Source organism: Paenibacillus helianthi, from assembly GCF_001909055.1.
In the GTDB taxonomy this organism is placed as follows: Bacteria; Bacillota; Bacilli; order Paenibacillales; family Paenibacillaceae; genus Paenibacillus_AQ; species Paenibacillus_AQ helianthi.
In genome coordinates this window covers 108,859-130,760 of the sequence record NZ_LVWI01000002.1, presented here as the reverse complement: position 1 = coordinate 130,760, position 21,902 = coordinate 108,859, and the positions used below count along the sequence as shown (strand labels likewise).

The 21,902-nt window shown below is 51.0% G+C and carries 16 protein-coding genes and 1 pseudogene; 10 read left to right on the top strand and 7 right to left on the bottom strand.

Annotation, left to right across the window (positions count from 1 at the left end):
• Positions 1-143: 143 nt before the first annotated feature.
• From A3844_RS03415 to A3844_RS03390, 6 genes and pseudogenes are all read left to right on the top strand, one after another.
• Positions 144-311, top strand: a pseudogene (locus A3844_RS03415) (glycoside hydrolase family 32 protein); the annotation flags it as partial.
• Between the two features lie 93 nt (positions 312-404).
• On the top strand, positions 405-1,373 hold the full coding sequence (locus tag A3844_RS03410; protein WP_074085503.1) for an SIS domain-containing protein: 969 nt from the start codon (positions 405-407) through the stop codon (positions 1,371-1,373).
• A gap of 15 nt (positions 1,374-1,388) precedes the next feature.
• Positions 1,389-2,201, top strand: a complete 813-nt coding sequence (locus A3844_RS03405) for a fructoselysine 6-kinase (RefSeq protein WP_074103225.1) — start codon at positions 1,389-1,391, stop codon at positions 2,199-2,201.
• Between the two features lie 97 nt (positions 2,202-2,298).
• Positions 2,299-3,012 carry a GntR family transcriptional regulator gene (locus A3844_RS03400; RefSeq protein WP_074085501.1) on the top strand — a complete coding sequence of 238 codons (714 nt, stop codon included), beginning with the start codon at positions 2,299-2,301 and terminating at the stop codon, positions 3,010-3,012.
• 90 nt (positions 3,013-3,102) lie between these two features.
• A complete protein-coding gene (locus A3844_RS03395) occupies positions 3,103-4,686 on the top strand; it encodes an amidohydrolase (RefSeq protein ID WP_074106622.1) in 1,584 nt (527 codons plus the stop codon).
• Positions 4,687-4,688: 2 nt separating this feature from the next.
• On the top strand, positions 4,689-6,119 hold the full coding sequence (locus A3844_RS03390) for a YfcC family protein (protein ID WP_074085499.1): 1,431 nt from the start codon (positions 4,689-4,691) through the stop codon (positions 6,117-6,119).
• Between the two features lie 118 nt (positions 6,120-6,237).
• Here A3844_RS03390 and A3844_RS03385 read toward each other — a convergent pair whose 3' ends face one another.
• From A3844_RS03385 to A3844_RS03360, 6 genes are all read right to left on the bottom strand, one after another.
• On the bottom strand, positions 6,238-7,989 hold the full coding sequence (locus A3844_RS03385; protein ID WP_074103223.1) for an ABC transporter substrate-binding protein: 1,752 nt from the start codon (positions 7,987-7,989) through the stop codon (positions 6,238-6,240).
• Between the two features lie 75 nt (positions 7,990-8,064).
• A complete protein-coding gene (locus tag A3844_RS03380) occupies positions 8,065-8,967 on the bottom strand; it encodes a carbohydrate ABC transporter permease (protein WP_074103222.1) in 903 nt (300 codons plus the stop codon).
• A gap of 9 nt (positions 8,968-8,976) precedes the next feature.
• Complete coding sequence (locus A3844_RS03375; protein WP_074085496.1) at positions 8,977-9,933, bottom strand: ABC transporter permease; 957 nt, start codon at positions 9,931-9,933, stop codon at positions 8,977-8,979.
• 124 nt (positions 9,934-10,057) lie between these two features.
• Positions 10,058-11,617, bottom strand: coding sequence for a response regulator transcription factor (locus A3844_RS03370; RefSeq protein ID WP_074106621.1), 1,560 nt, complete (start codon positions 11,615-11,617; stop codon positions 10,058-10,060).
• On the bottom strand, positions 11,610-13,397 hold the full coding sequence (locus A3844_RS03365) for a sensor histidine kinase (protein ID WP_074103220.1): 1,788 nt from the start codon (positions 13,395-13,397) through the stop codon (positions 11,610-11,612). Before A3844_RS03365 ends, A3844_RS03370 begins: the two co-directional genes overlap by 8 nt.
• A 211-nt stretch (positions 13,398-13,608) precedes the next feature.
• Positions 13,609-15,030 carry a glycoside hydrolase family 1 protein gene (locus A3844_RS03360; RefSeq protein ID WP_074106620.1) on the bottom strand — a complete coding sequence of 474 codons (1,422 nt, stop codon included), beginning with the start codon at positions 15,028-15,030 and terminating at the stop codon, positions 13,609-13,611.
• 139 nt (positions 15,031-15,169) lie between these two features.
• On the opposite strand from A3844_RS03360, the gene A3844_RS03355 reads away from it, so the two are divergent.
• Positions 15,170-16,141, top strand: coding sequence for a LacI family DNA-binding transcriptional regulator (locus A3844_RS03355; RefSeq protein WP_074106619.1), 972 nt, complete (start codon positions 15,170-15,172; stop codon positions 16,139-16,141).
• 373 nt (positions 16,142-16,514) lie between these two features.
• Here the strand turns inward: A3844_RS03355 and A3844_RS03350 are convergent, their stop codons facing one another.
• Entirely contained in the window at positions 16,515-17,429 is a 915-nt protein-coding gene (locus A3844_RS03350; RefSeq protein ID WP_074106618.1) for a dihydrodipicolinate synthase family protein, read from the bottom strand.
• A 99-nt stretch (positions 17,430-17,528) separates the two neighbouring features.
• Here A3844_RS03350 and A3844_RS03345 point away from each other — a divergent pair, with 99 nt between their 5' ends.
• The 3 genes from A3844_RS03345 to A3844_RS03335 are packed head-to-tail and all read left to right on the top strand — an operon-like array spanning position 17,529 to position 21,890.
• Entirely contained in the window at positions 17,529-18,287 is a 759-nt protein-coding gene (locus A3844_RS03345) for an IclR family transcriptional regulator (protein ID WP_074106617.1), read from the top strand.
• A gap of 37 nt (positions 18,288-18,324) precedes the next feature.
• On the top strand, positions 18,325-20,301 hold the full coding sequence (locus A3844_RS03340) for a YjhG/YagF family D-xylonate dehydratase (RefSeq protein ID WP_083606667.1): 1,977 nt from the start codon (positions 18,325-18,327) through the stop codon (positions 20,299-20,301).
• Positions 20,301-21,890 (top strand): glycoside hydrolase family 43 protein, encoded by a 1,590-nt coding sequence (locus A3844_RS03335; RefSeq protein WP_074106616.1) that lies wholly within the window; start codon positions 20,301-20,303, stop codon positions 21,888-21,890. The genes A3844_RS03340 and A3844_RS03335 overlap by 1 nt, the downstream gene beginning before the upstream one ends.
• Positions 21,891-21,902: the final 12 nt, after the last annotated feature.

Sequence of the window (21,902 nt, the reverse complement as noted above, 5' to 3'; positions counted from 1 at the left end):
ATAAATTTCATCATTACTAAGGGGCTGGCAGTCTTTCCAAAGACCGCCAGCCCCTTATCTTGTTCCTACGCTTCGATTCCGTGTAGCGGCGTGAACAACAAAATCTCGGACTTCCTGTAGTGTTGGCAAGGCCGCAATTGCTTGTGCTCCTGGTCAGCATTGGCGACAATGACCAATTGAATCACGGATCACGGACGCAGTATTTCATCGGTTCCTTTGACGGATCGGTCTTTATGCCGGAGCACACTGATATCCGTTGGCTGGATTACGGCAAAGACAATTATGCGGGGGTCAGCTTCTCGGATATTCCAGGGGAATAAAGACTTGACAGCATTTTTGAAAGCGGTTATATTTATCTCGTAAACAATACGTTATATAACGTTATATAAAAAGGAGAGAGTTAAATGAACGTAAATCAAGTTGTTCAAAGTATCCGTGAAAAAGTGGCTGAAGGAATTTCAGAGATCTATTTTGTAGCTTGCGGGGGTTCACTGGTTGATATGTACCCAGCCAAGTATTTTCTTGATAGTGAAGCAAAAAAGCTGGTAGCAGGACTATACACGGCGAATGAGTTTGTTCATGCGTTGCCTAAACGTCTGGGTGCGCAATCCGTAGTCATCGTTTGTTCTCATGGCGGAAATACGCCGGAATCGGTAGCTGCGGCGCAATCGGCCAAAGAGCATGGCTCCCACACCATTGGCTTAACCCACAACAAGGAAGCCGCGTTGCTGAATTACTCCGATTATTCCTTCCTGTATGAATGGGGAGATGACAGCAACGTCATCAACAATCCGATGGCAATCATTTTGGATCTCGCCGCTCAATTGCTGCATGTGGTCGAGGGCTATGCGCATGTTGAGGCTTTTCAAAAAGGCCTGGAAACAATCAACGGCATCATTAACCAGGGGAAAAAGCAGGTTGCTCCACGTGCCCGTGTTTTTGCCGATAAGTACCGCAATGAGGAGCTTTACTATATCTTGACGAGTGGAGCTTCGTACGGACATGCTTATGGCTTTGCCATCTGCTCTTTGATGGAGATGCAGTGGGTTCATGCTGCTGCTATTCACTCCGGTGAATTCTTCCATGGTCCTTTTGAAGTGACGGATAAAGAAACACCTTTTATCCTGATGATCAATGAGGGCCGCACCCGTGAGCTGGATGAACGAGCCCGGACATTCCTGAACCAGTATGCGGCGAAAGTCGAAGTGATTGATGCCAAAGAGCTTGGAATTGGTACGATTGCTGATGAAGTTGTAGAATTCTTTAATCCGGTATTATTCTACAGTATTATTTGTGTCTATCGCGAGGCTCTTGCCGATGTGAGAAATCATCCGCTGGAAACCCGACGCTATATGGGAAAAGTAGCCTACTAAACGGGAGGTACAACCATGAAAGTCTTAGGGATTGGCGATAATGTAGTAGACAAGTATGTTCATCAACGTACAATGTATCCCGGCGGCAATGCGCTCAATTTCAGTGTTTTTGCCAAAGGGGAAGGTGTAGAGGCGGCTTTTCTCGGGGTCTTTGGCGATGATGACGAAGCACAGCTTGTGGAGCATACACTGCAGCAGCTTGCGATCGATATCTCACATTGCAGGCATTTCAGCGGAGAGAACGGTTGTGCACGTGTAACGCTGGAGAATGGGGAACGGATATTCCTGGGCAGCAACGAAGGCGGAGTGACCAGACTTAATCCTATTCTACTGAGCGAAGCCGACAAAGAATATATCTGCGGGTTTGACATTATGCATACAGGGCTGTACAGCCACACCGGACATCTGCTTGCGGAGCTGAATGAACTGGGGGTTCCCCTCTCTTTTGATTTCTCCGATGACTTTGAGGATGAGCAGGTAGAACGGTATATCGGGAATGCGGATTTTGCTTTCTTTTCCTGCAGCCATATGACAGACGAAGAGACGCGGAATTATATTGAAGCCAAACGCAGAAGAGACGGCCAGATATTGGTGGCAACACGCGGCGGCGACAGATCCATTGCCTATGATGGGGCATCCTTTTATTATCAGACCCCGGAGCTTATTGAGGCCGTGGATACGATGGGAGCAGGAGATTCTTATATTACAGCCTTTTTAATCAGTATGATCAAGGATGGGAATATTCAAGCGGCCATGCAGGAGGGCTCCCGATTAGCGGCCAAGAGCTGTATGGTAGAAGGTTCCTTTGGATTCGGGGCCCGTTACTAATAACGGCAGCGTTCTGATCTTTGCTTGTGAATAAGAGAATCGTTTGTTATTCTAACCATAGAGTAATATAACGTTATATAACAAGTGAGGGTAAAGGATGTTAAATTCAGAAAAGGTAGAGCCCCTATATATACAATTGAAAAAAGCAGTCCAATCTGCCATTGCGAACGGAACCTTTAATCCCGGAGATAAAATCCCTACTGAAATTGAGCTTAGCGCGACTTACAATGTCAGCCGAATAACAGTAAGGAAAGCTATCGAGGAATTAGTGAGTGAAGGCTATTTGACGAAACGCCAGGGTAAGGGCACCTTTGTCAATGCGCTCAAGATTGGCCGCAAGATTGAGCATATTATCAGTTTCACGGCAGCCTGCAGTGCCAATGGAGTCTCTTCGCACAGCATCATTACCGAGAGGAAGAAGATTAGGGCCGACCAAGAAACCGCGGAGCGGCTGCAAATTCAGCAGGGTGAGCCGGTGCTCTATATTCAACGCAAAAGATATGCCGGTGAAAGACCGCTAATGCTGGAAAATAACTATTATCCGTTTGACAGGTTCTCATTTTTAATGGAAGAAAATCTGGAAGGCTCGGTGTATAATCTGCTGCGGGACCGTTATCAGATTGATCCCAACCAGCCGGGAGAGACGGTATTGCAAATTACCTTGGCCGATGAGCAGCAGGCTCAATTACTGGAGATTCCGATTGGCCAGCCATTGTTCTATATGAATACCATTATTTATGATCAGCACAGTCAGCCTGTTCATGTGGGCAAGCAGTATATCATCGGCGACCGTTATCAATTCACATTGTAATTCATTCTGCTTCTTGCGGTAAGTGAGGAGCAGAAGGTTCTATATAACGTTATAAGTCGTATTATTATTCGGCAGAAAGGCGTTGAAATCATGGATGCAGCTGCACATGGTTTAGCAGATAGAGTCCTGTTGTCTAATGCAGTATTTACAGGAAAAGAGAATAGCGCTTCACCGGCATTTATTGCCCTGAAAGGTGACTGTATCGTAGCGGTTGGCCATCCGGAAGAAGCAGAAAACTGGATTGGGCCTGCAACATTTGTTCACCATCTGAAGGATGCTTTCATTATGCCTGGCGTGCATGATAACCATGTGTTTTTTACCGGTTACATGTCTATGCACCGTGGTGTCGATCTGACAAATGCGGCTACGGTTGACGAAGCCTTGCAACTGCTTAAGCAAGAAGCAGAAAAAAGTCCTTCAGGTCAAAATGTATACGCTTACGGATGGAGCGGAGAGGATTGGGGACAGTCTCCGGAGCAAAGCTTATTGGACGAAGCCTTTCCTGAAAGGGTTGTAATCGCCATTAACCGGACAAAAAGTTATTGTTGGATGAATAAAACCGCCCAGCAGAAATATCAGTTTGCGCCGGATCAATGCAGTGCAGAATCACGTGCCCGTCTGCTGAATGACATGATGCAGGACAGGGCATTAGTCAGACAAGAGTTTTTGGACTTCGCCCGGATGCTTGCCAAGCGGGGCGTCACTTCTATAAAAGATATAGGCTTTGACAGGCACAGCGGTTTGCTGCCGGTCCTTGAAGAGCTGGAAGCAGCAGGGGAGCTGCCGCTGCGGGTTCATTTTGCGCTTGAACCTGTATTGCAGCCGATTGATATTCCTGCAGGGTTGCAGTACAAAGAGCGGTATCAAGGGGAGTTTCTTCGTTTTCAGGGATATAAGCTGATGATGGATGGTGTAGTAGCCGATCACACGGGAGATATGCTGGAGCCTTATGCTGATATGCCAGGTGTCACAACCTTGCGGCCCGTTGACTACGAAGCCATTGAAGCGGCTGTTCAAGCAGCGGACAGTCATGGAATAAAATGCTGTCTTACGGCTGAAGGGGATGCAGCGATCCGCAAGGCAGTAGACCTGATCGAAGGCTGTAACCGCAAGCGGGGAGAGCAGCGGATAAGACATTCAATCAGCGATTTGGAATATCCTCATCCTGATGATATTAAGCGAATGGGGGAGAATGGGATATTTGCCGAGGTATATGCTCAGATCCTGCTCTTAAATCCTTCCTACGAGGATGCTTACATGGCGGCCGTAGCCGGAAAAGAAAATGAAAGCCGGTTTTATAATTATATGTCCATGCTTGAAGCCAATGTTCCGATTACGATTGGTACGGATTTACCACTTTTCCTTACTAGTGTTCCTGATTCGCTATATGCGGCTTCTTATCGGTTGTTTCCTGATGGATCGCCGCCAGGAGGGTGGAATCCCGGGCAGGGAATGCCGGCATCTGAAGTCTTGAAGGCCTGGACTGTTAACGGTGCCAGACATTGCGGCATGGAAGAGTGTACAGGAACTCTGGAAGTCGGAAAAGCAGCTGATATAGCAGTATTTGACCGTAATCTACTGGATACAACAGCAACCGGGATTAGAGACACACATGTGATTTTGACAATTAGCGCGGGTAGAATCACCTATGATGCTTCCAGGAACGAGGGATAGAAATGGAAACGGCTAAACGTAAATTTAAATGGTCCCTTCCTCATAGTTATACATTGATTTTTCTGATTATAGTGGCAATTGCCGGTTTAACCTGGATTGTCCCGAGCGGCCAATTCGACCGGCAGGAGGTTATGGTGGACGGGTCTTCCCGGACAGCCATTATCCCGGGAACCTATCATACCGTTCCCAAAATCAGTGAGCAAGGGGATTTGAGGCAAGGATTTGCCCAAATTGCCAGTGCGCCGATGGAAGGCATTATCAATGCTGCCGATGTTGTTGCCTTCGTCCTGATCGTAGGCGGAGCCTTTGGAATCATTCTGCAGACTGGGGCGATTGACCGAGCGCTCATGGCTTTAGCCGGCAGGCTCAAAACTAAAGGAATATTGTTGATTCCGATCGCCATGGTGATTTTCAGCCTGGGGGGTTCCACCTTTGGGATGAGTGAAGAGATCATTCCGCTGTACGCTATTTTTATCCCGCTGATGTTTGCCCTGGGCTTTGACTCCATGACGGCGATCCTCATCCTTTTCCTCGGAACACAGATCGGCTATGTCGGATCAACCGTCAATCCGTTCTCTGTATTGATTGCACAAGGTGTAGCAGGCGTGCAGGGTAATCCGCAGTTATGGCTGAGATTTATTGAATGGGTTGTTTTTACGGCGATCTCAATCGGTTTTACCATGTGGTATGCACATCGGGTGAAGAAGAACCCGGAGAGATCGGTAGTCTTCCAGAACGATATTCTTAACCGTCAGCATTTTATCAAGGATACCGATGGGATAGTCGTTAGTTTCTCGAACCGGGATAAACTCATTATTGGGGGCTTTATCGTCACCCTGGGGCTTATTGTATGGGGGATATTGAACAAAGGCTGGTATATGACTGAGATTGGCGCACTTTTCTTTGCACTTGGCATTTTTTCGGGTATTGTCACCCGGATGAACCAGAAGGAAATCGCCGAGAATTTTGTCAAAGGCTGTGGAGAATTTATCTACGCTGCTGTAATCATTGGCCTGGCCCGGGGAATTCTCGTCGTTGCAGAGAACGGGATGATTATCGATACTATTCTAAACGGGCTTGCAACCATGCTTGAGGGGTTGCCGAATTACCTATTCACCACCATCATGCTGATTGTTCATAATATTATAACGTTCCTGGTCCCTTCTTCATCGGGGGAAGCAGCTTTAACGATGCCTGTGCTTGCACCTTTAGGCGATCTTGTAGGCGTTAACCGCGAAGCGGTAGTAACCGCATATCAGTTCGGAAACGGATTGACGAATCTGATCTCTCCAACGGGCGGGGTATTGCTGGCAGGTCTGGCCATCGGTCGTATCAATTTTGGACAATGGCTGAAGGTGATTCTCAAGCTGTTTCCGATTCTCTGGCTGGTGGCGGCGGTTTTTGCTGCAATTTCCTCAGCTGTGGGCATGTAGTGAATAATATGAAGCAGGGGTGCCCCAAAGCATGAAATGACTTTGGGGCACCCCATGTTATTTTGAGCAGGATGGGCTTAAAGCGATGGACGCCGCCCTTTGCTGGTGTACTCTGCTCTTATTTACCGCTCCACAATGCAACACGGTCCTGCACAAATTTGGTATAGCCCTGTTCCATTTTTTTCACTCCGGCTTTGTCTAGATCTGCCATGTAGGCATCCCAGATTTTATCGAAGTCAGCCGGTTTGGCAAGAATGGCCTGAGGGATGCGCTTCCACGTAATGTCTCTCATTTTGTTGCCCAGAATGGAGACCTCATCCTCGCCCGGAATGGCGATGTTCCATGCGGCTCCATATGCTTTTTCCTTGAATTCTTCTTCTTTCGGGAAGAGATCCTTCCAGGTGGTGGCTTTGTAGGCCGTTAAGGTTTCCTTTTCAACGTCACTGTAGCCGAGCACCAGCTGTTCAGGGAAGTTCTTGGTGTAATAGTTGCCGGTCGAATCCTTGGCTCCGTCTCCATAGTGGACCATCATATTCCAATAGAAGCCGATGCCTGATTCCTTGGTGAATGCTGTATTGTCATTATTGATCCGGTCCTGAACATCGGCAGGAACCACCCGTTTGCCGTTCTCGACCTTATAATGCTTGCCTTCAATGCCCCAGTTATTCAGAATTTGTCCTTCGTCGGATGCAAGGTAGTCCAGGAACTTGATGGTGCGGACCGGATCAGGGTTGGTGCTGGAAATCGAGATCCCGTAACCGCCCATGAAGCCGGTAGGCCAGAAGCTGGTTTCTTTATATTCTTTCTTTAGCGTTACCGGATAGTGACCGTAGGTCTGCTCAAATTTGCCTGCTGTCTTCAGTGCCTGCTGGGCGTCATTGAAGTCCCAGTCCTGGTCAATCAGGCCAAGTACACGTCCGGTGGCGACTTTGGCTTTGTACTGGTCATACTTCTGCACAAAGCTTTCCTTGTCGAGCAGGCCGATGTCATTCATGTGGTTCAGCCAGCGGAAATATTCTTTCTCTTCCGGACGGCGGAAGTGGTAGATCGCTTCATGTGTTTCCTGATCAACATAGTATTCCCCGTCATCCGAGCCGCCCGTTGTGGACACGGCAGGGTTGGTTACAGAAATGTACATATGCCAGTCATCCGCGTTCAGGGAGACCCCAATGTTTTTGTTGCCGTTCTCATCGGTCGGATGCTTCTTCAGGTAGGCTTTGATCACATTTTCATAATCCGTAACCGTCTTCATCTCCGGATATCCGGCTTCCTTCACCACCCGGTGCTGCAGCTCGAATCCGCCGCCGGCCACGAATTTCTTCTCATCTACCGCTGCCCAGGTCGGAATGGCATAGATGGACTGGTCTTCATTGGTATACTTCGCCCGGGCGAGGTTGTCGCCGAGCACACGCTTGATGTTGGGCGCATATTTATCGATAAGTTCCGTCAGATCGATCACCGCTCCGGCATCGACCAGTTTGCCGATATCGGCTTTGGCGGAGATGATGTCGGGATATTCGCCGCCTGCTGCGATCAGGGCGATTTTTTGCTGCGGGTCGCCCACAGCAAATTCCGCATCGAGAGTAACGCCAGTTTTTTCCGTGATCTGTTTACTGACATCGTCCTTCATATTATTCCAGTTCGGATTCGGATCTTCTGCGAAGAAGGAGAGTGTGAGAGGGCTTAAATCTTCGGCTTTCGCCGTAGCCTCTGCAGTTGGACTGGCATTGCCTCCATTAGCAGCCTTAGTAGCCTCGGCGTTGTCTGCCGTATTCTTCTTATTGCCCGAACCACTGCAGCCTGCCAGCACACTGAGGAGCAAGGTCAAGACCATCAGCAGCACGTACGGTTTCACTTTCTTTCTTGTCATGAATAGAAACCCTCCCTTTTTCTCGTCAAAAATGTATTGTATACACAGGCAAAGCCTGATGATACCGCAAGCGGACTAGCTTTTTACTGAACCCAGCGTCATGCCCTTGACGAAGTAGCGCTGCAGAAACGGATAGATGACCAGGATAGGAACGGTAACCACGATCGTGATCGCCATTTTGACGGATTCAGGGGAAATTTGCGCCATCACCTCGGTCATATTGCGGCCGCGGAAATTATCCGCATTGGTGGTCGTGCTCTGGATGACCTTCATCAGCTCAAACTGCAGGGTAGTCAGCCCGTCCTTGGAACCGTTGTAGAGATAGGTGTCGAACCAGGCATTCCACTGGCCGACGGCCAGGAACAGGGCGATGGTCGCCAGCGCCGGTTTGGTCAGCGGAAGAATGACACGCCAGTAAATGGTGAAGTCATTGGCCCCGTCCAGCTTGGCGGATTCCTGCAAGGCGTAAGGCAGGCCATCGATAAAGGAACGGATGACGAATACATTGAATGCGCTGACAAGACCGGGGAGGACATATACGCCGAAGGTCCCCATCATATGCAGATTCTTGATCAGAATGTAGAAGGGAATCAGACCGCCCGAGACATACATTGTCAGTGCCAGAAAAGTAGAGACGAGCTTGCGTGCCTGAAAGTCCACACGGCTCAGGGTGAAAGCCAGCATAGAGGCGCTGACCAGTCCGAGGATCGTGCCGATGACTGTACGCAGAACGGAAATCTTGAGACCGGTCATCAGCCCGGAATAGGCAAAGATCGTCTCATAGTTCTTGAACGTAAACACGCGGGGAAAAACGGTAATCCCGCCTTTGATGCTGTCCGTAGAGTCGTTAAAAGAAATCGCCAGCACATTCAGAAAAGGATATAACGTGGCGATGGTCACCACGGTAATCGCAACATAGACTACCAAATCGAAGATGCGGTCCGACCAGGACGCGGTGGCCAGTTTATTATTCAGCATAAGGGCCTCCTAAATGATGCTTTCCTTGGTTATTTTTTTGAAAATACCGTTCGCGACGAACAGCAGAATCACACTCACCACAGAGTTGAAGATGTTGATGGCTGTACCGAAGGAGAAGCGTCCCATGCCGAGCCCGTAGTTCAGTGCGTACAAGTCCAGTGTCTGGGAATAGTCACGCACCAGATTGTTGCCCAGCAGGAACTGCTTCTCGAACCCGATACTGATTAAGTGGCCGATGGAAATGATCAGCAGGATTACAATCGTCGTCCGGATACCCGGTAAGGTAATGTTCCGCACCTGCTGCAGCCGGCTGGCACCATCTACTCTTGCTGCTTCATACAGCTCCGGGCCGATGCCCGAGATGGCCGCGAGATAGATGATCGTGTTCCAGCCGGTTTCCTTCCAGACATCGGAAGCGGTGACGATGCCCCAGAACATGTTGCCCTTGGCCATGAATTGGATAGGTTCGCTAATCAGATGCAGACTCATCAGCAGGTCGTTAACCGCACCATTGTCGGTAGAGAGCATTTTGGTAATAATCCCGGCAGCAACCACCCAGGACACGAAGTGGGGCAGATAGGAGACCGTCTGTACAAAACGTTTCAGAAACATCAGCCGCAACTCGTTCAGGAGGACGGCGAAGATAATGGGAATAATGAATCCGGCCAGCAGGCCCATGATACTCATTGCCAGTGTGTTCCGGAGGGCGTTGAAGAACTGCTCATCCTGGAACAGCTCCTTGAAGTACTTCAGCCCGACCCATTTCTGCTCGAAAAAGGATTTACCCGGCTTATATTTCTGAAACGCCATCGTCCATCCCCACAAAGGCAGGTAGTTGAATACAAATGCCCAAAGCACAAACGGAACAGACATCATATAGAGATATTTCTGCTCCAGGAACTTTGGCCAAAAGCGTGAGGCAGGCTTCTTAGGCACCGGCTCGACTTTAGCGGTAATCGCTTTCATTTATGTCCCTCCTTCGATATGGCCTTATCATAATCCACGGGCAATCCGGGAAACACCCGAACATTTGATTTAAAAAACCGGGAGGAATCCGCTTTTTTCGTAAGCGTTTTCTGAAAAAAAGAGTTCATACAGAGCTTTTTCTGCGATAGTCGGAGGGGGAAACGCCTTCAACCTTCTTGAACTTTTCCCGGAAATAATCCACATCGCTGAAGCCGACTTCGCTTGCGGCCTGATGGATTTTACAGCCCTGGTCCAGCAGTTCCTTGGCTCTTTCGATGCGGACTTTGTCCAGATAGCTGTTGAAGGAAAGGCCCGTGCTGCTCTTGAAAAGCTTGCCCAGATAGGCGCTGCTGTAAGTGAACACTTCGGCCAGTGTATCCAGCTTCAGATTCTCATGGGAATGGCGGTGGATGAGGTCCAGCATCCGTTTCATTAAGACCTCCATATCGTCATGGGCTATTCCGCCTGCATATTGCTCCAGAAGATGTATGACATGCGCTTGCAGCCTGGACAGGGAGGTGTGCTTGTAGATTTGCTCAATTTGCTCATCCATTCCGCTATGCAGCTGGTCCAGCTCCCTGTAATGGAGTGAGAGCTTGTTGATCAGATAGGTGACCAGGCGTACATAACGCGATTTTATCGCCATTTCAGAATAACAGGCGGCGATCATCAGCTCTCCGGCTTCCCCGATCAGAGAGGATAGGACCTCACGGCTCCCGATATCCATGGCAAAAAACAGCCGTTCCATCACAGACGTGAGGCCGGATTCCACTTCCTCGCTGTTTACAGGCAGCCCTTGCTTCAGCTTGAGGGAGTCCGGTCCGATCATCCCCGGCTCATCGTAGAAAAAATGCTCCTTCATCCGGGCCAGCGCCGATTGGTGGGAGCGGGGGACTTCCTGCAGCGTGTCCACCATATCGCCCGCGGCTATGATACAGTCGAGCCCTTGGGCGGTTACAGCTTCCTGAATATTCTGGACCATCAGTTTGCGTACAAGCTCCTTCTGAAACGAAGGCTGCAGCAAAACGCCTAAATAAGAGTCCAGTGAGAAGACAATGCCCCACTCCTGTTCTTCGAAGCTGGCCGCAAGCCTCGTCTTGACAGCCGTTGAAGGGCCGTTGTCCGCGTGGTCCTGAAGCAGCAGCCGGATCAGGACGACCTGATAGGAATCCCAGAGCAGGCCGGATTCCAGCACCGATGCATCCATGGAGGGCGATGCCTGCGGATTGTTCTCCATCAGCAGGGACTGGACCAGCATTTCCCGGCTCCATATTTTGACGGCGGCATGCTTCTTCCGGTGGACGACCCGTGCGGCAAGCTCTGCGGACAGAGTGGACAGATAACGATGCAGTTCATCCTCGTCCACCGGCTTCAGCAGATAATTGTCGATCCCAAAAGTCATCGCACGCTTGGCATAGCTGAAATCCGCATACCCGCTGAGGATGATGATGTGCATCTCCGGGTCATCTTCCCGCAGCTCCTGAATAAGCTCCAGACCGTCTCTGCCGGGCATCCGGATATCGACAATCATCAGATCCGGGGAATAGAGCTCATATTTTTGCTTCGCTTCTATGGCGTTCGCTGCAGTATCAACGACCTGATAGCCCAGGCTCTCCCAATCCAGCAGTGCCGCAAGTCCCTCACGGATCGCCAGCTCATCATCCACAATCAGTACACTATACATAAGAATCTCTCCTCAGGGGAATCGCAAAGCTGATCTGCGTGCCGAAGCCGTTCTGGCTTGCCAGGGTCAGCCCGTATTCCGGGCCGTATGTCAGCTTGAGCCGCAAATGAATATTGCGCATCCCGATATTATTGGTTTCATAGTCATCCTTGTCCTTAAGCATCTCCCGGATTTCTTGCATCCGCTCTTTGGAAATGCCGGTTCCATTGTCTGAGACCTGGACTTTGAGCTGCTCGTCTTCAATACGGATATCCACCCGGACCATGCCGCCGTCGATCTGATCTTCCAGCCCGTGGACCACGCAGTTCTCCACCAGCGGCTGAATAATGAGCGGGGGAATCTGCACAAGGTTTGCGTTGGGATCTACGTGAAGCTCATAAGCGAGCCTGTCATCATAGCGGAATTTCTGGATAACCAGATAGCAGCCCACGGTTTCCAGCTCGCTTTGCAGGCTGATCATCCCGTTGCCGACCTCCAGGTTCTTGCGCATCATCTTCCCTAGCAGCCGCACAACCTGCGAAATATCAGCCTGTCCCCTGACATGGGCCTTCATCCGGATGGATTCCAGGGCATTGAACAGAAAATGGGGATTGATCTGGCTGGCCATCATTTTGAATTTGATCTCATTCTGCTTCAGCAGGGTGGCATTTCTTTGCCGGTTGGATTCCTGGACCTCACGCATCAGGTCGTTAATGTTCCGCACCATATGATTGAATTGTCTGGCCAGCTGGCCGATTTCATCTTTACCGTCAATCACAAGGGTGGCCTCCAGATTGCCGGACCCGACTTTGGAAATATGCTTGCTTAGGTGCAGCATCCGTCCCGTGAGCAGCCGCGAGAAATAGTAGATCAGCAGAACGGCCATAATTAATGCGGAGATAATCACTGAAGAAGCCAGCGAAATAATCCGGTTGGGCTCCCCGACAATACTTTCCACGGAGAAGATCGAGATGATGCGCAGGCTGTTCAGGCTTCCTCCCGGCTGCCAGTCATCAATCAGCATTTTGAAAGGCTTGCCGTCAATCGATACGTCATAGGGCCCTTGTCCGGCAGCGGATACGGCCTTGAAGTCAATATCATTCAGTGTTTTGCCGAGGGTATCCGTGCGGTTGGAGGCCACAATGTGATCGTTCTCGTCCACAATGAGGGTTTCAAAGGATTCCTGGTTCAGGATGCTGTTAAGTTTGTCCGTATTTACGTTCACAACCAGAACCCCGGAGGTCCGCTGCTTAAAAAAATCAACCTTGCGGATCAGGCTGAGATAATTTTGGCCATCACGGGTATCGAGAATATAATTCCAGCAGACGAGCCCCTTCTGGGCCATCGCGATTTGGTACCAGGGCTCCTGTGTGACCTGCTCATCCGCCTGTAGAAACTCCCAGTTGTCCAGAACCGTCGGGTTATCGATATACAGGCGGATACTGGAGATTTCACGGTACAGCCGGACGAATTCACGAAAATCGGGGTAGTTCCAGTAGGCTTGCACCACATCGTATACTGACACGTACCGGTGGTTGGCGGCCTCCTCCAAGCGGCTGTCATTGGACAGACGGTAAGCGATGTCGAGGGGGACATTCAGCATTTCGCCGGTCCGTTTCTTCACCCGGTCTACATTGGCTGTAATCTGTTTCAGGGCATTGCCCATCGCCATATTCCGCAGCTCACTCGTCAGGAACACCCCCACAATCAATACCGGAACCAGCGCGACACAGCCAAAGGACAAGAATAGCTTGGTTCTGAGCCGCAAATTGTTCATCAGGGTAATGATACGGGCATACAAGAAAATAACACCTCCATCTTTATGGTTGATAACGCTTACACGAAAGTATAACGTGAAATGCAATCCCAATATATGTAACCATTTATGCATTTATTGTCCTTAGTTATGATCTTTATGTAAAAAAACAGGACAACGGGTCTCATTTCCCGTTGTCCTGTTTCTAGCTGTGTTGCAGAACGCTTTCCAACTGTACAAATTTTCTGAATATGGCTTAGTTGCTGCGCTGCAGGCTTTGACCATTCGTGGCGATGACATCTTTATACCAGTGGAAGGATTTCTTGCGGTATCGCTCCAAGGTGCCTGAGCCATCATCGTGACGGTCAACAAATATGAACCCGTATCGCTTGCTCATCTGGGCTGTAGAGGCGCTGACCAGGTCAATGCAGCCCCACGATGTATATCCCATGACTTCAATGCCATCTTCAATGGCTTCACCTACCTGAACCAGGTGATCGTTCAAATATTGAATCCGGTAATCATCCTCGACCGTCGGTAGGCCATCTTCACCCGTAACCAGCTTGTCCACGGCGCCCAGTCCATTCTCTACAACAAACAACGGCTTCTGATACCGGTCATGGAACATATTCATGACATAGCGCAGGCCCTGCGGATCAATCTGCCAGCCCCATTCACTGGCCTTCAGATATGGATTGGCCACACCGCTGAACAGATTGCCTTCCAATTCCGCACGTTTGCTGCTATCCGCTGTTTCACAGAGGCTCACATAATAGCTGAAGGAGATGAAATCCACCGTGTGCTTCAGAATATCAGCATCTCCCGGCTCCATATGAATCTCAATGCCATTCTCTCTGAAGAAACGTTTCATGTAGCCTGGATAGATGCCTCGTGCATGTACATCGGCAAAGAAATAGTTCTTGTGCTCGGCTTCCATGACTGCAATCACATCATCCGGATTCGGTGTAAGCGGATAGGTCGGCATACTCAGCACCATACAGCCGATTTTGGCCTCGGGATTAATCTCATGACCCATCTTTACCGCCAGGGCGCTGGCAACGAATTCGTGATGTATAGCCTGGTAGAGGTCCTGCTTGCTAAGCTCCTTCTTCGGAGTATAGATCCCGCCGCTCATGAACGGCTCTTCCAGAATCGAGTTGATTTCGTTGAAGGTCAGCCAATACTTCACTTTATCCTTGTAACGGGTGAACACTGTTCTTGCATAACGCTCATAAAATCCCACCAGCTTGCGGTTGACCCAGCCGTCATATTGCTTAGACAAATGCAGAGGTGTTTCATAATGGGAGAGGGTGACCAGTGGTTCAATGCCGTATTTATGGAGTTCGTCGAACAGGTCGTCATAGAACTGCAGCCCCTGTTCATTCGGCTCGGTTTCATCGCCATTCGGAAAGATCCGTGACCAGGCAATGGAGGTGCGGAACACCTTGAAGCCCATTTCGGCAAAGAGCCGGATGTCTTCCTTATACCGGTGGTAGAAATCTATGCCGGTGAGCTTCAGATTATCTTCGGTAGGCACCTCGGTAACCGGGCCTTTGATGCCTTGCGGAGCCACATCCTGGGTGGACCAGCCTTTGCCGTCTTCTTGATAAGCACCTTCACACTGGTTCGCGGCTACGGAGCCGCCCCACAGAAATCCGTCCGGAAATTGTACACTCATTTGAGATCCCGCCTTTGATAGGGTATTGGATGATTTATGGTAAGCTAATATTGTTTCCTTCAGGTTGAATGCTAACCGTTGTAACGCGTTACATGTCAAGTGTTATTTTGAAAAGATTATGGGTGTAAGGAGATAGATCATGTCGAATCTGGATCAAATTGCGAAGCTGGCAGGCTTCTCCAAAGCAACAGTCTCCAGGGTTCTGAATAACTCCCCTCATGTCAGTCCGGAGACAAGGGATACCATTCTGGCCATTATGAAGCAGCTGGATTACGTTCCAAACGGCAATGCCGTCTCCTTGTCGAAAGGGCGAACCCTGCAGATCGGCATGTGTGCGGAGGGGATCAACGAAGCGATGCTGCCTTTTCTGAACAGCTTTGTGGAGACGGCCAGCCAGAACGGGTATCAGACCATTATCTATACCTCGGGCGGAGATGCGAAGCAAGAACTGAAGGCCTTTGAGGAACTGCGGAGAAAAAGAGTGGATGCGCTGGTCATTATTACTTGTGTCAACGATCATGCCCTGTTAGGCTCTTATTGCAAATACGGCCCGATTGTCTCCTGGCAGCGGATGGAGCTTCCGGAGATCCGCTCGGTCGCCATGAACCAATATGACGGGTACAAGCTGGGTGTGGAGCATGTCATTGAACAAGGGTGCACCCGTATTGCTAACGTGCTTGGCCGGCCTAGCAGCATGAATACGCTCAGCCGGCTTGCGGCGTATGAGGAGATGATGAAGAAGCACCATCTTCCTATACGGCACGAATGGTCGCTTACCGGCATCTATTCGATCCGCGATGGAGAGCGGGTGGTCCGGGAATTGCTGCTTGGCGGCGGAGAACATCCGGATGCCGTGCTGTGCGCCAATGATCTGGTGGCGGCCGGGCTCTTGAATGAAGCGCGCAGGCAGCGGATCAGGGTCCCGGAAGACTTGGCGATTGTCGGCTTTGACAATACGGAGCTCGCGCATACGCTGGGGATCACCTCTATTGACAACCCGATTGCCGCCCAGGCGCAGAACGCCTTTTATCTGCTGCTGGGGAAGCTGAACCAAGCAGAGTCCGTGCAGCAGAAGCTGCAGTTCAGTCTGGTCAAGCGGGTGACTACCTGAGTTTGATCGTGGGGTTGCTGCGGGGCGGGTTCTTTTATAATTCCCAAAGATGAGATGGGCCATTTTAACGGTCTGCCTCATCTTTCTTTTTATTTCTTTACGAGGAAACTATGCCATGACAAAAATTCGGGGATGAGTTGGAGGTTCCAGAGGATAAGTTGTAGGCGTTGCAAGAGCAATCGGGCCCGTCTGCAGAATGAAGCGGACAGGGAAGATGTTATTTTGCGGAAAATTCACCTTCTCCGATTGATCTGCTGATCCGTCCCCATATCGGATCTCCTGTCCACATCATCGCAGATTTATAAGGTATGGACCACGTAAAGTGCTCACAGAGGAGTCGCGGGGGCCGTTTGCTCTTAACAACCCTGCCCTATCAGCCCCAAGGAATCCCAGCGTTGCTGAAGATTTGTTTCAATTGCCGTTCTTTCGCTTCGTTCCATGGGGTTGCCGGGGAATGGCTGAAGACAGGAACCGGAACACCCGAGAGACGCACTGCTTCTTTGATTGACGGGATAAAGGGATCATCCAGCGTATACAGCGGCGGAATCTGAATCACTCTCCGGTGGTATTCAAGCACCGCTGACAAATCATTATTCTGAAAGCTCTTATATAAGCCCAGCATAAGCTGCGGAGCAAAATTGGCACTGGCTGCAATCGCCCCGGCTCCGCCTGCTGCAAGGGTCGGCAGCAAATATTCATCAAAGCCGCAGAACACAGCAAATGCCGGATTCACTTCCTTAACCTGCAGAATCATCTGCCGGATATGGCTTAGCTGGTCCACCGTTTCCTTGATGCCAACCACCTGGGAGTATCGGGCTGCAAGTTGGCTGACAAAGGCAGGACTCAAATCCTGGCCGGTAAGGGCCGGGAAATTGTACAGCATCAGAGGCAGCCCGGAGGCTTCGGCAATAGAGGCATAATGTGTAAACAAACTTTGCCCGCTTAGCTTACAGTAGTAAGGATTGATAACGACAACGCCGGTAGCCCCGCTGCGGTCAGCATGCCGGGTGAGGCGGATGGCTTCGGAGGTCGTATTGCTGCCTGTTCCAATCCAGACCGGGAGGCGGCCTGCCGTATAGTCAATGCAAAACTCCGCAATCTCCTCCCGTTCCCCCGCATCAAATTGGTTGAACTCTCCGGCGGTTCCCAGGAAGAAAAAGCCATGAACACCTTTGTCGATCAAGCTGTCGATCAAAAGCTGCATTCCAGAACGGTCAAATTTCTGCTTTTCATTCAATATGGTGGGAACAGGGGGGATAATGCCTGCATTTGCATGAATAATATTCATTTTATTTCGCCTCCAGGTTTGATAATATAAACACAAGGTTATTATATTGAACCTGATGGGGTTTATCAATTATTGTTTTATAGAGAGGGGATGGATGGGTTGGAGCGTAAATATTGGGTTCCTGCTTTGGAACGGGCCGATTTGATTCTGAATGCGATTTCCCTGAAGCCGGGGGAATGTAAAATGACCGATCTGTGCGATGCAACGGGCATCAATAAAAGCTCGATGTTTTCCTTGCTGCGGACGATGGAAGTTCTGAAATGGGTGAAACGGGATGAGAAGGAAGCCTATGCGCTCGGGGAAGGGGTCGCGTATCTCAATACAGTGTTCAATGAGTCGCATAAGCAGAATTACAACCTGGTGGAGCATTTTCTGAAGGCTTCCTCAGAGAGTGTTAAGGCTGTTGGCGAAACCTTTCAGCTGTCGGTACTGGACCGGAGTGAGATTATCTATCTGGCCAAGCAGGAAGGGCCATCGCTGGTGAAGCTGGAGTCTAGCCCGGGGATGAGGTTTCCCGCTCATGCGACAGCAATGGGGAAAATGATGCTTGCGCTGCTGCCGCCGGATGAGTTAGACAAGCGGTACCCCGACAAGATCTTATCTCAGGTCACGCCACAGACCTTGACAGACTGGAATGAATTTACGGGGGAATTGGTCGAAATCCGCAGCAGCGGTTATTCCGTAGATCAGGAAGAGATTATTCAAGGGATCTGCTGTGTGGCTGCGCCTATCCTCGATGCTTCCGGGAATGCGGCAGCAGCAGTAAGCGCCTCCATGCTGCGACATGCGTATGCCGATAAACAGGAAGCTGTCACTGAAGCGGTTATCCTTTTGGCAAAGAAGCTGTCTTTATCTTAATGCCGGACATCCAAACAAGAAGAAAGAAGGGTTCAGAATGGAAATAAGCCTGGAAGACATCATGTGTGAGGCACCGGAACAGTCAGCACCTGTACATACAGCTGCGGCAGGGCCGCTAGGCAGACTCCCTATAACGGGTGACATGCTGCGAAGTGCCCCAAGCGGTGAAATATTCGGAATGACCCAGAATTCGGGCATGGGCTGGAATCCGCTCCACTTGAATCGGCCTCAATATCTCATCCTGGGCACGATGGGGGGGATTCGGCGCGAGGATGGCAGTCCGCTGGCTCTTGGCTACCATACCGGGCACTGGGAAATTGGCCTGATGATGGAGGAAGTCGCACATGAGATTACTGCACATCAGGGGATTCCGTTTGCGGGCTATGTCAGCGATCCCTGCGACGGCCGTTCCCAGGGAACGTCGGGCATGTTCGATTCCCTGCCGTACCGGAACGATGCGGCGATGGTGCTGCGCCGGTTGATCCGTTCTTTGCCTACACGAAAAGGGGTACTGGGGGTAGCTACCTGCGATAAAGGGTTACCTGCGATGATGCTTGCGCTGGCAGGCATGCGGGATCTTCCCGGAATAATTGTACCCGGGGGAGTCTCTTTGCCTCCTGTTCAAGGAGAGGATGCCGGTAAAGTGCAAAGCATCGGGGCCAGATTCAGCAATGGAGAGCTATCCCTGGAAGAGGCAGCGGACCTCGGATGCAGAGCCTGCGCAACACCCGGCGGCGGATGCCAATTTCTGGGGACTGCCGCGACGGCCCAGGTAATTGCCGAGGCGCTCGGCATGTCGGTTCCCCATTCTGCGCTGGCCCCCTCGGGGCAGCCTGTGTGGAAGAATATGGGGCGCCAGTCTGCCCGTGCGCTTTTGCATATGGAGCATAGCGGTATGGTCATGAAGGATATTCTGACAGACCAGGCGATCAGCAATGCCATGGTGGTTCACGCGGCGTTCGGAGGGTCCACCAATCTGCTGCTCCATTTGCCTGCCATCGCCCATGCCGCCGGGCTGCGCGTTCCAACCGTTGAAGATTGGAATGAAGTCAACCGAAAGACCCCGCGCCTGGTCAGTGTGCTGCCGAACGGACCTGTTCCGCATCCGACGATCCGCGTGTTTCTTGCGGGAGGTGTTCCTGAAGTGCTGCTCCATCTGCGCCGGCTGGGACTGATTGACGATTCGGTTCGGACGGTAACAGGAAGGACGCTTGGAGAAAATCTGGACTGGTGGGAAACCTCGCAGAGACGGCAGGATATGCGAAGCCGTTTGAGAGAGGCGGATGGCATTGATCCGGATACTGTTATTATGAGTCCCCGGGAGGCTGCACGGCAGGGACTTGCCTCCACAATGACTTTTCCGACAGGTAATCTGGCTCCAGAAGGCTCGGTCATCAAATCGGCAGCCATTGATCCCTTGGTTCTGAACAGTGAAGGCGTATACAGGCATGTGGGGAGAGTTAAGGTCTTTACTGCGGAAAGGGACGCGATTAAGAGCATCAAGGACGGACTCATCCAAGCCGGGGATATTCTTGCCGTCATTGGCCGCGGACCCAGTGGAACCGGAATGGAGGAGACCTACCAATTGACATCCGCACTGAAGCACTTGCCCTTTGGCAAGTACGTTACACTGATCACCGACGCCCGCTTTTCCGGTGTGTCCACGGGGGCCTGCATCGGACATATCGGTCCGGAAGCGCTGGCGGGAGGACCGCTTGGCAGACTCCGGGATGGCGACTGGGTAGAGGTCATTATCGATACAGTCAAGCTTGAAGGAAGTGTGAATCTGGTAGGGGATGGCGAACAGCCGGGCTCACCGGAAGAAGGAGTGGAGATTCTGGCCTCCCGGACCGCCCATCCGTTCCTTGCTGTCGATCCGGGGTTGCCGGACGATACCAGACTGTGGGCAGCGCTGCAGGCCGCCAGTGGCGGAACCTGGCAAGGCTGCGTGTATGATACCGACAAAATCATTGCCGCGCTCGAAGCAGGCCGGCAGGCATTGGGGTGGAAATGATGAGCAGAAATCTGATTCAGAATCCGATTCTCCGCGGGTTTCATCCAGACCCGTCCGTCTGCAGAGCCGGGGAGGATTATTATATTGCCACTTCTACATTTGAATGGTTTCCCGGTGTCCGAATCCACCATTCCCGTGATCTGGTGAATTGGCGGGTGCTCACGCATGCGCTGACCCGCAAATCGCAGCTGGATATGGAAGGAGACCTGGACTCTGGCGGAGTATGGGCACCGTGTCTCAGCTACGACAATGGAATCTTTTATCTGATATATACCGACGTCAAGAGCAGACAGGGAGCCTTCAAGGATACTCCCAATTATCTGGTTACCGCCCCGGATATCGAAGGTCCCTGGTCTGAGCCGGTCTATCTGAACAGCAGCGGCTTTGATCCGTCCCTGTTCCATGATACGGACGGGCGTAAATGGCTGGTCAATATGCTGTGGGATCACCGGACGCACAAGAACAGCTTTGCCGGAATTGTTCTACAGGAGTATTCGACAGCGCTGAAACGGCTGATCGGGCCGGTAATTCCTATCTATAAGGGTACAGAGCTCGGGTTGACGGAAGGCCCTCATTTGTACCGGAAAGACGGCTGGTATTACCTGATTACGGCTGAGGGGGGCACTCAGTATAACCATGCTGTCACAGTTGCCCGGTCACGGAATATGGAAGGACCCTATGAAACCGATCCCCGCAATCCGGTGTTGACTTCAGCAGGCAACAGGGACCTGGAGCTTCAAAAGGCAGGGCATGCCTGTCTGGTCCATACGCATACAGATGAATGGTATATGGTTCACTTGTGCGGCCGTCCGGTGAAGGAGAAGTACTGCAATTTGGGCCGGGAGACAGCGATTCAACGCTGTATCTTCACAGAAGATGAATGGCTGGCCCTTGCGGATGGAACGAACCAGCCCTCCCTTACAGTGGAAGGCCCGGATATTCCGGCTCAGCCCTTTCCGTCACCTGCGGAGAGAGATGATTTTGACAAGCCGGTGCTGGATATCCGCTGGAGCACCTTGCGTGTTCCTGCCGATGAATCCTGGCTTTCGCTCAGGGAACGGCCAGGGTTTCTACGCTTGTTGGGAAGAGAGTCCATGAGCTCCCTGCACCGCCAGAGTCTGGTTGCCATGCGCCAGCAGGCTTTTTGCTGCAGTGCTGAAACCGGGATGGAATTCGAACCGGAGCATTTCCAGCAGATGGCCGGTCTGATCATCTACTATGATACGAAGGATTACGTGTATTTACGGATTACCCATGATGAGGAACTGGGCAAGTGTCTGGGCATCGTCCGATCTATGGACGGCGTTTTTGATGATTCTGTTTGTGCGCAGATTCCTTTGCTGCCTGGAGCAAGCTGCCGGCTGAAGGTAATCATCCTACGGGAGTCCGCTCAGTTTTATTACAGTGCAGGCAATACAAGCTGGGAGAAAATCGGCCCAAGCCTGGATCTATGTCATTTGTCCGATGATTTCCCGGCGTATATCAGGTTTACGGGAACTTTTATCGGAATGTGCGTTCAAGACCTCAGCGGAACCTTTCAAGCTGCGGATTTTGATTATTTTGAGTACAAGGAGATTTCAGGGGATTAAGTGTCCTTCCCG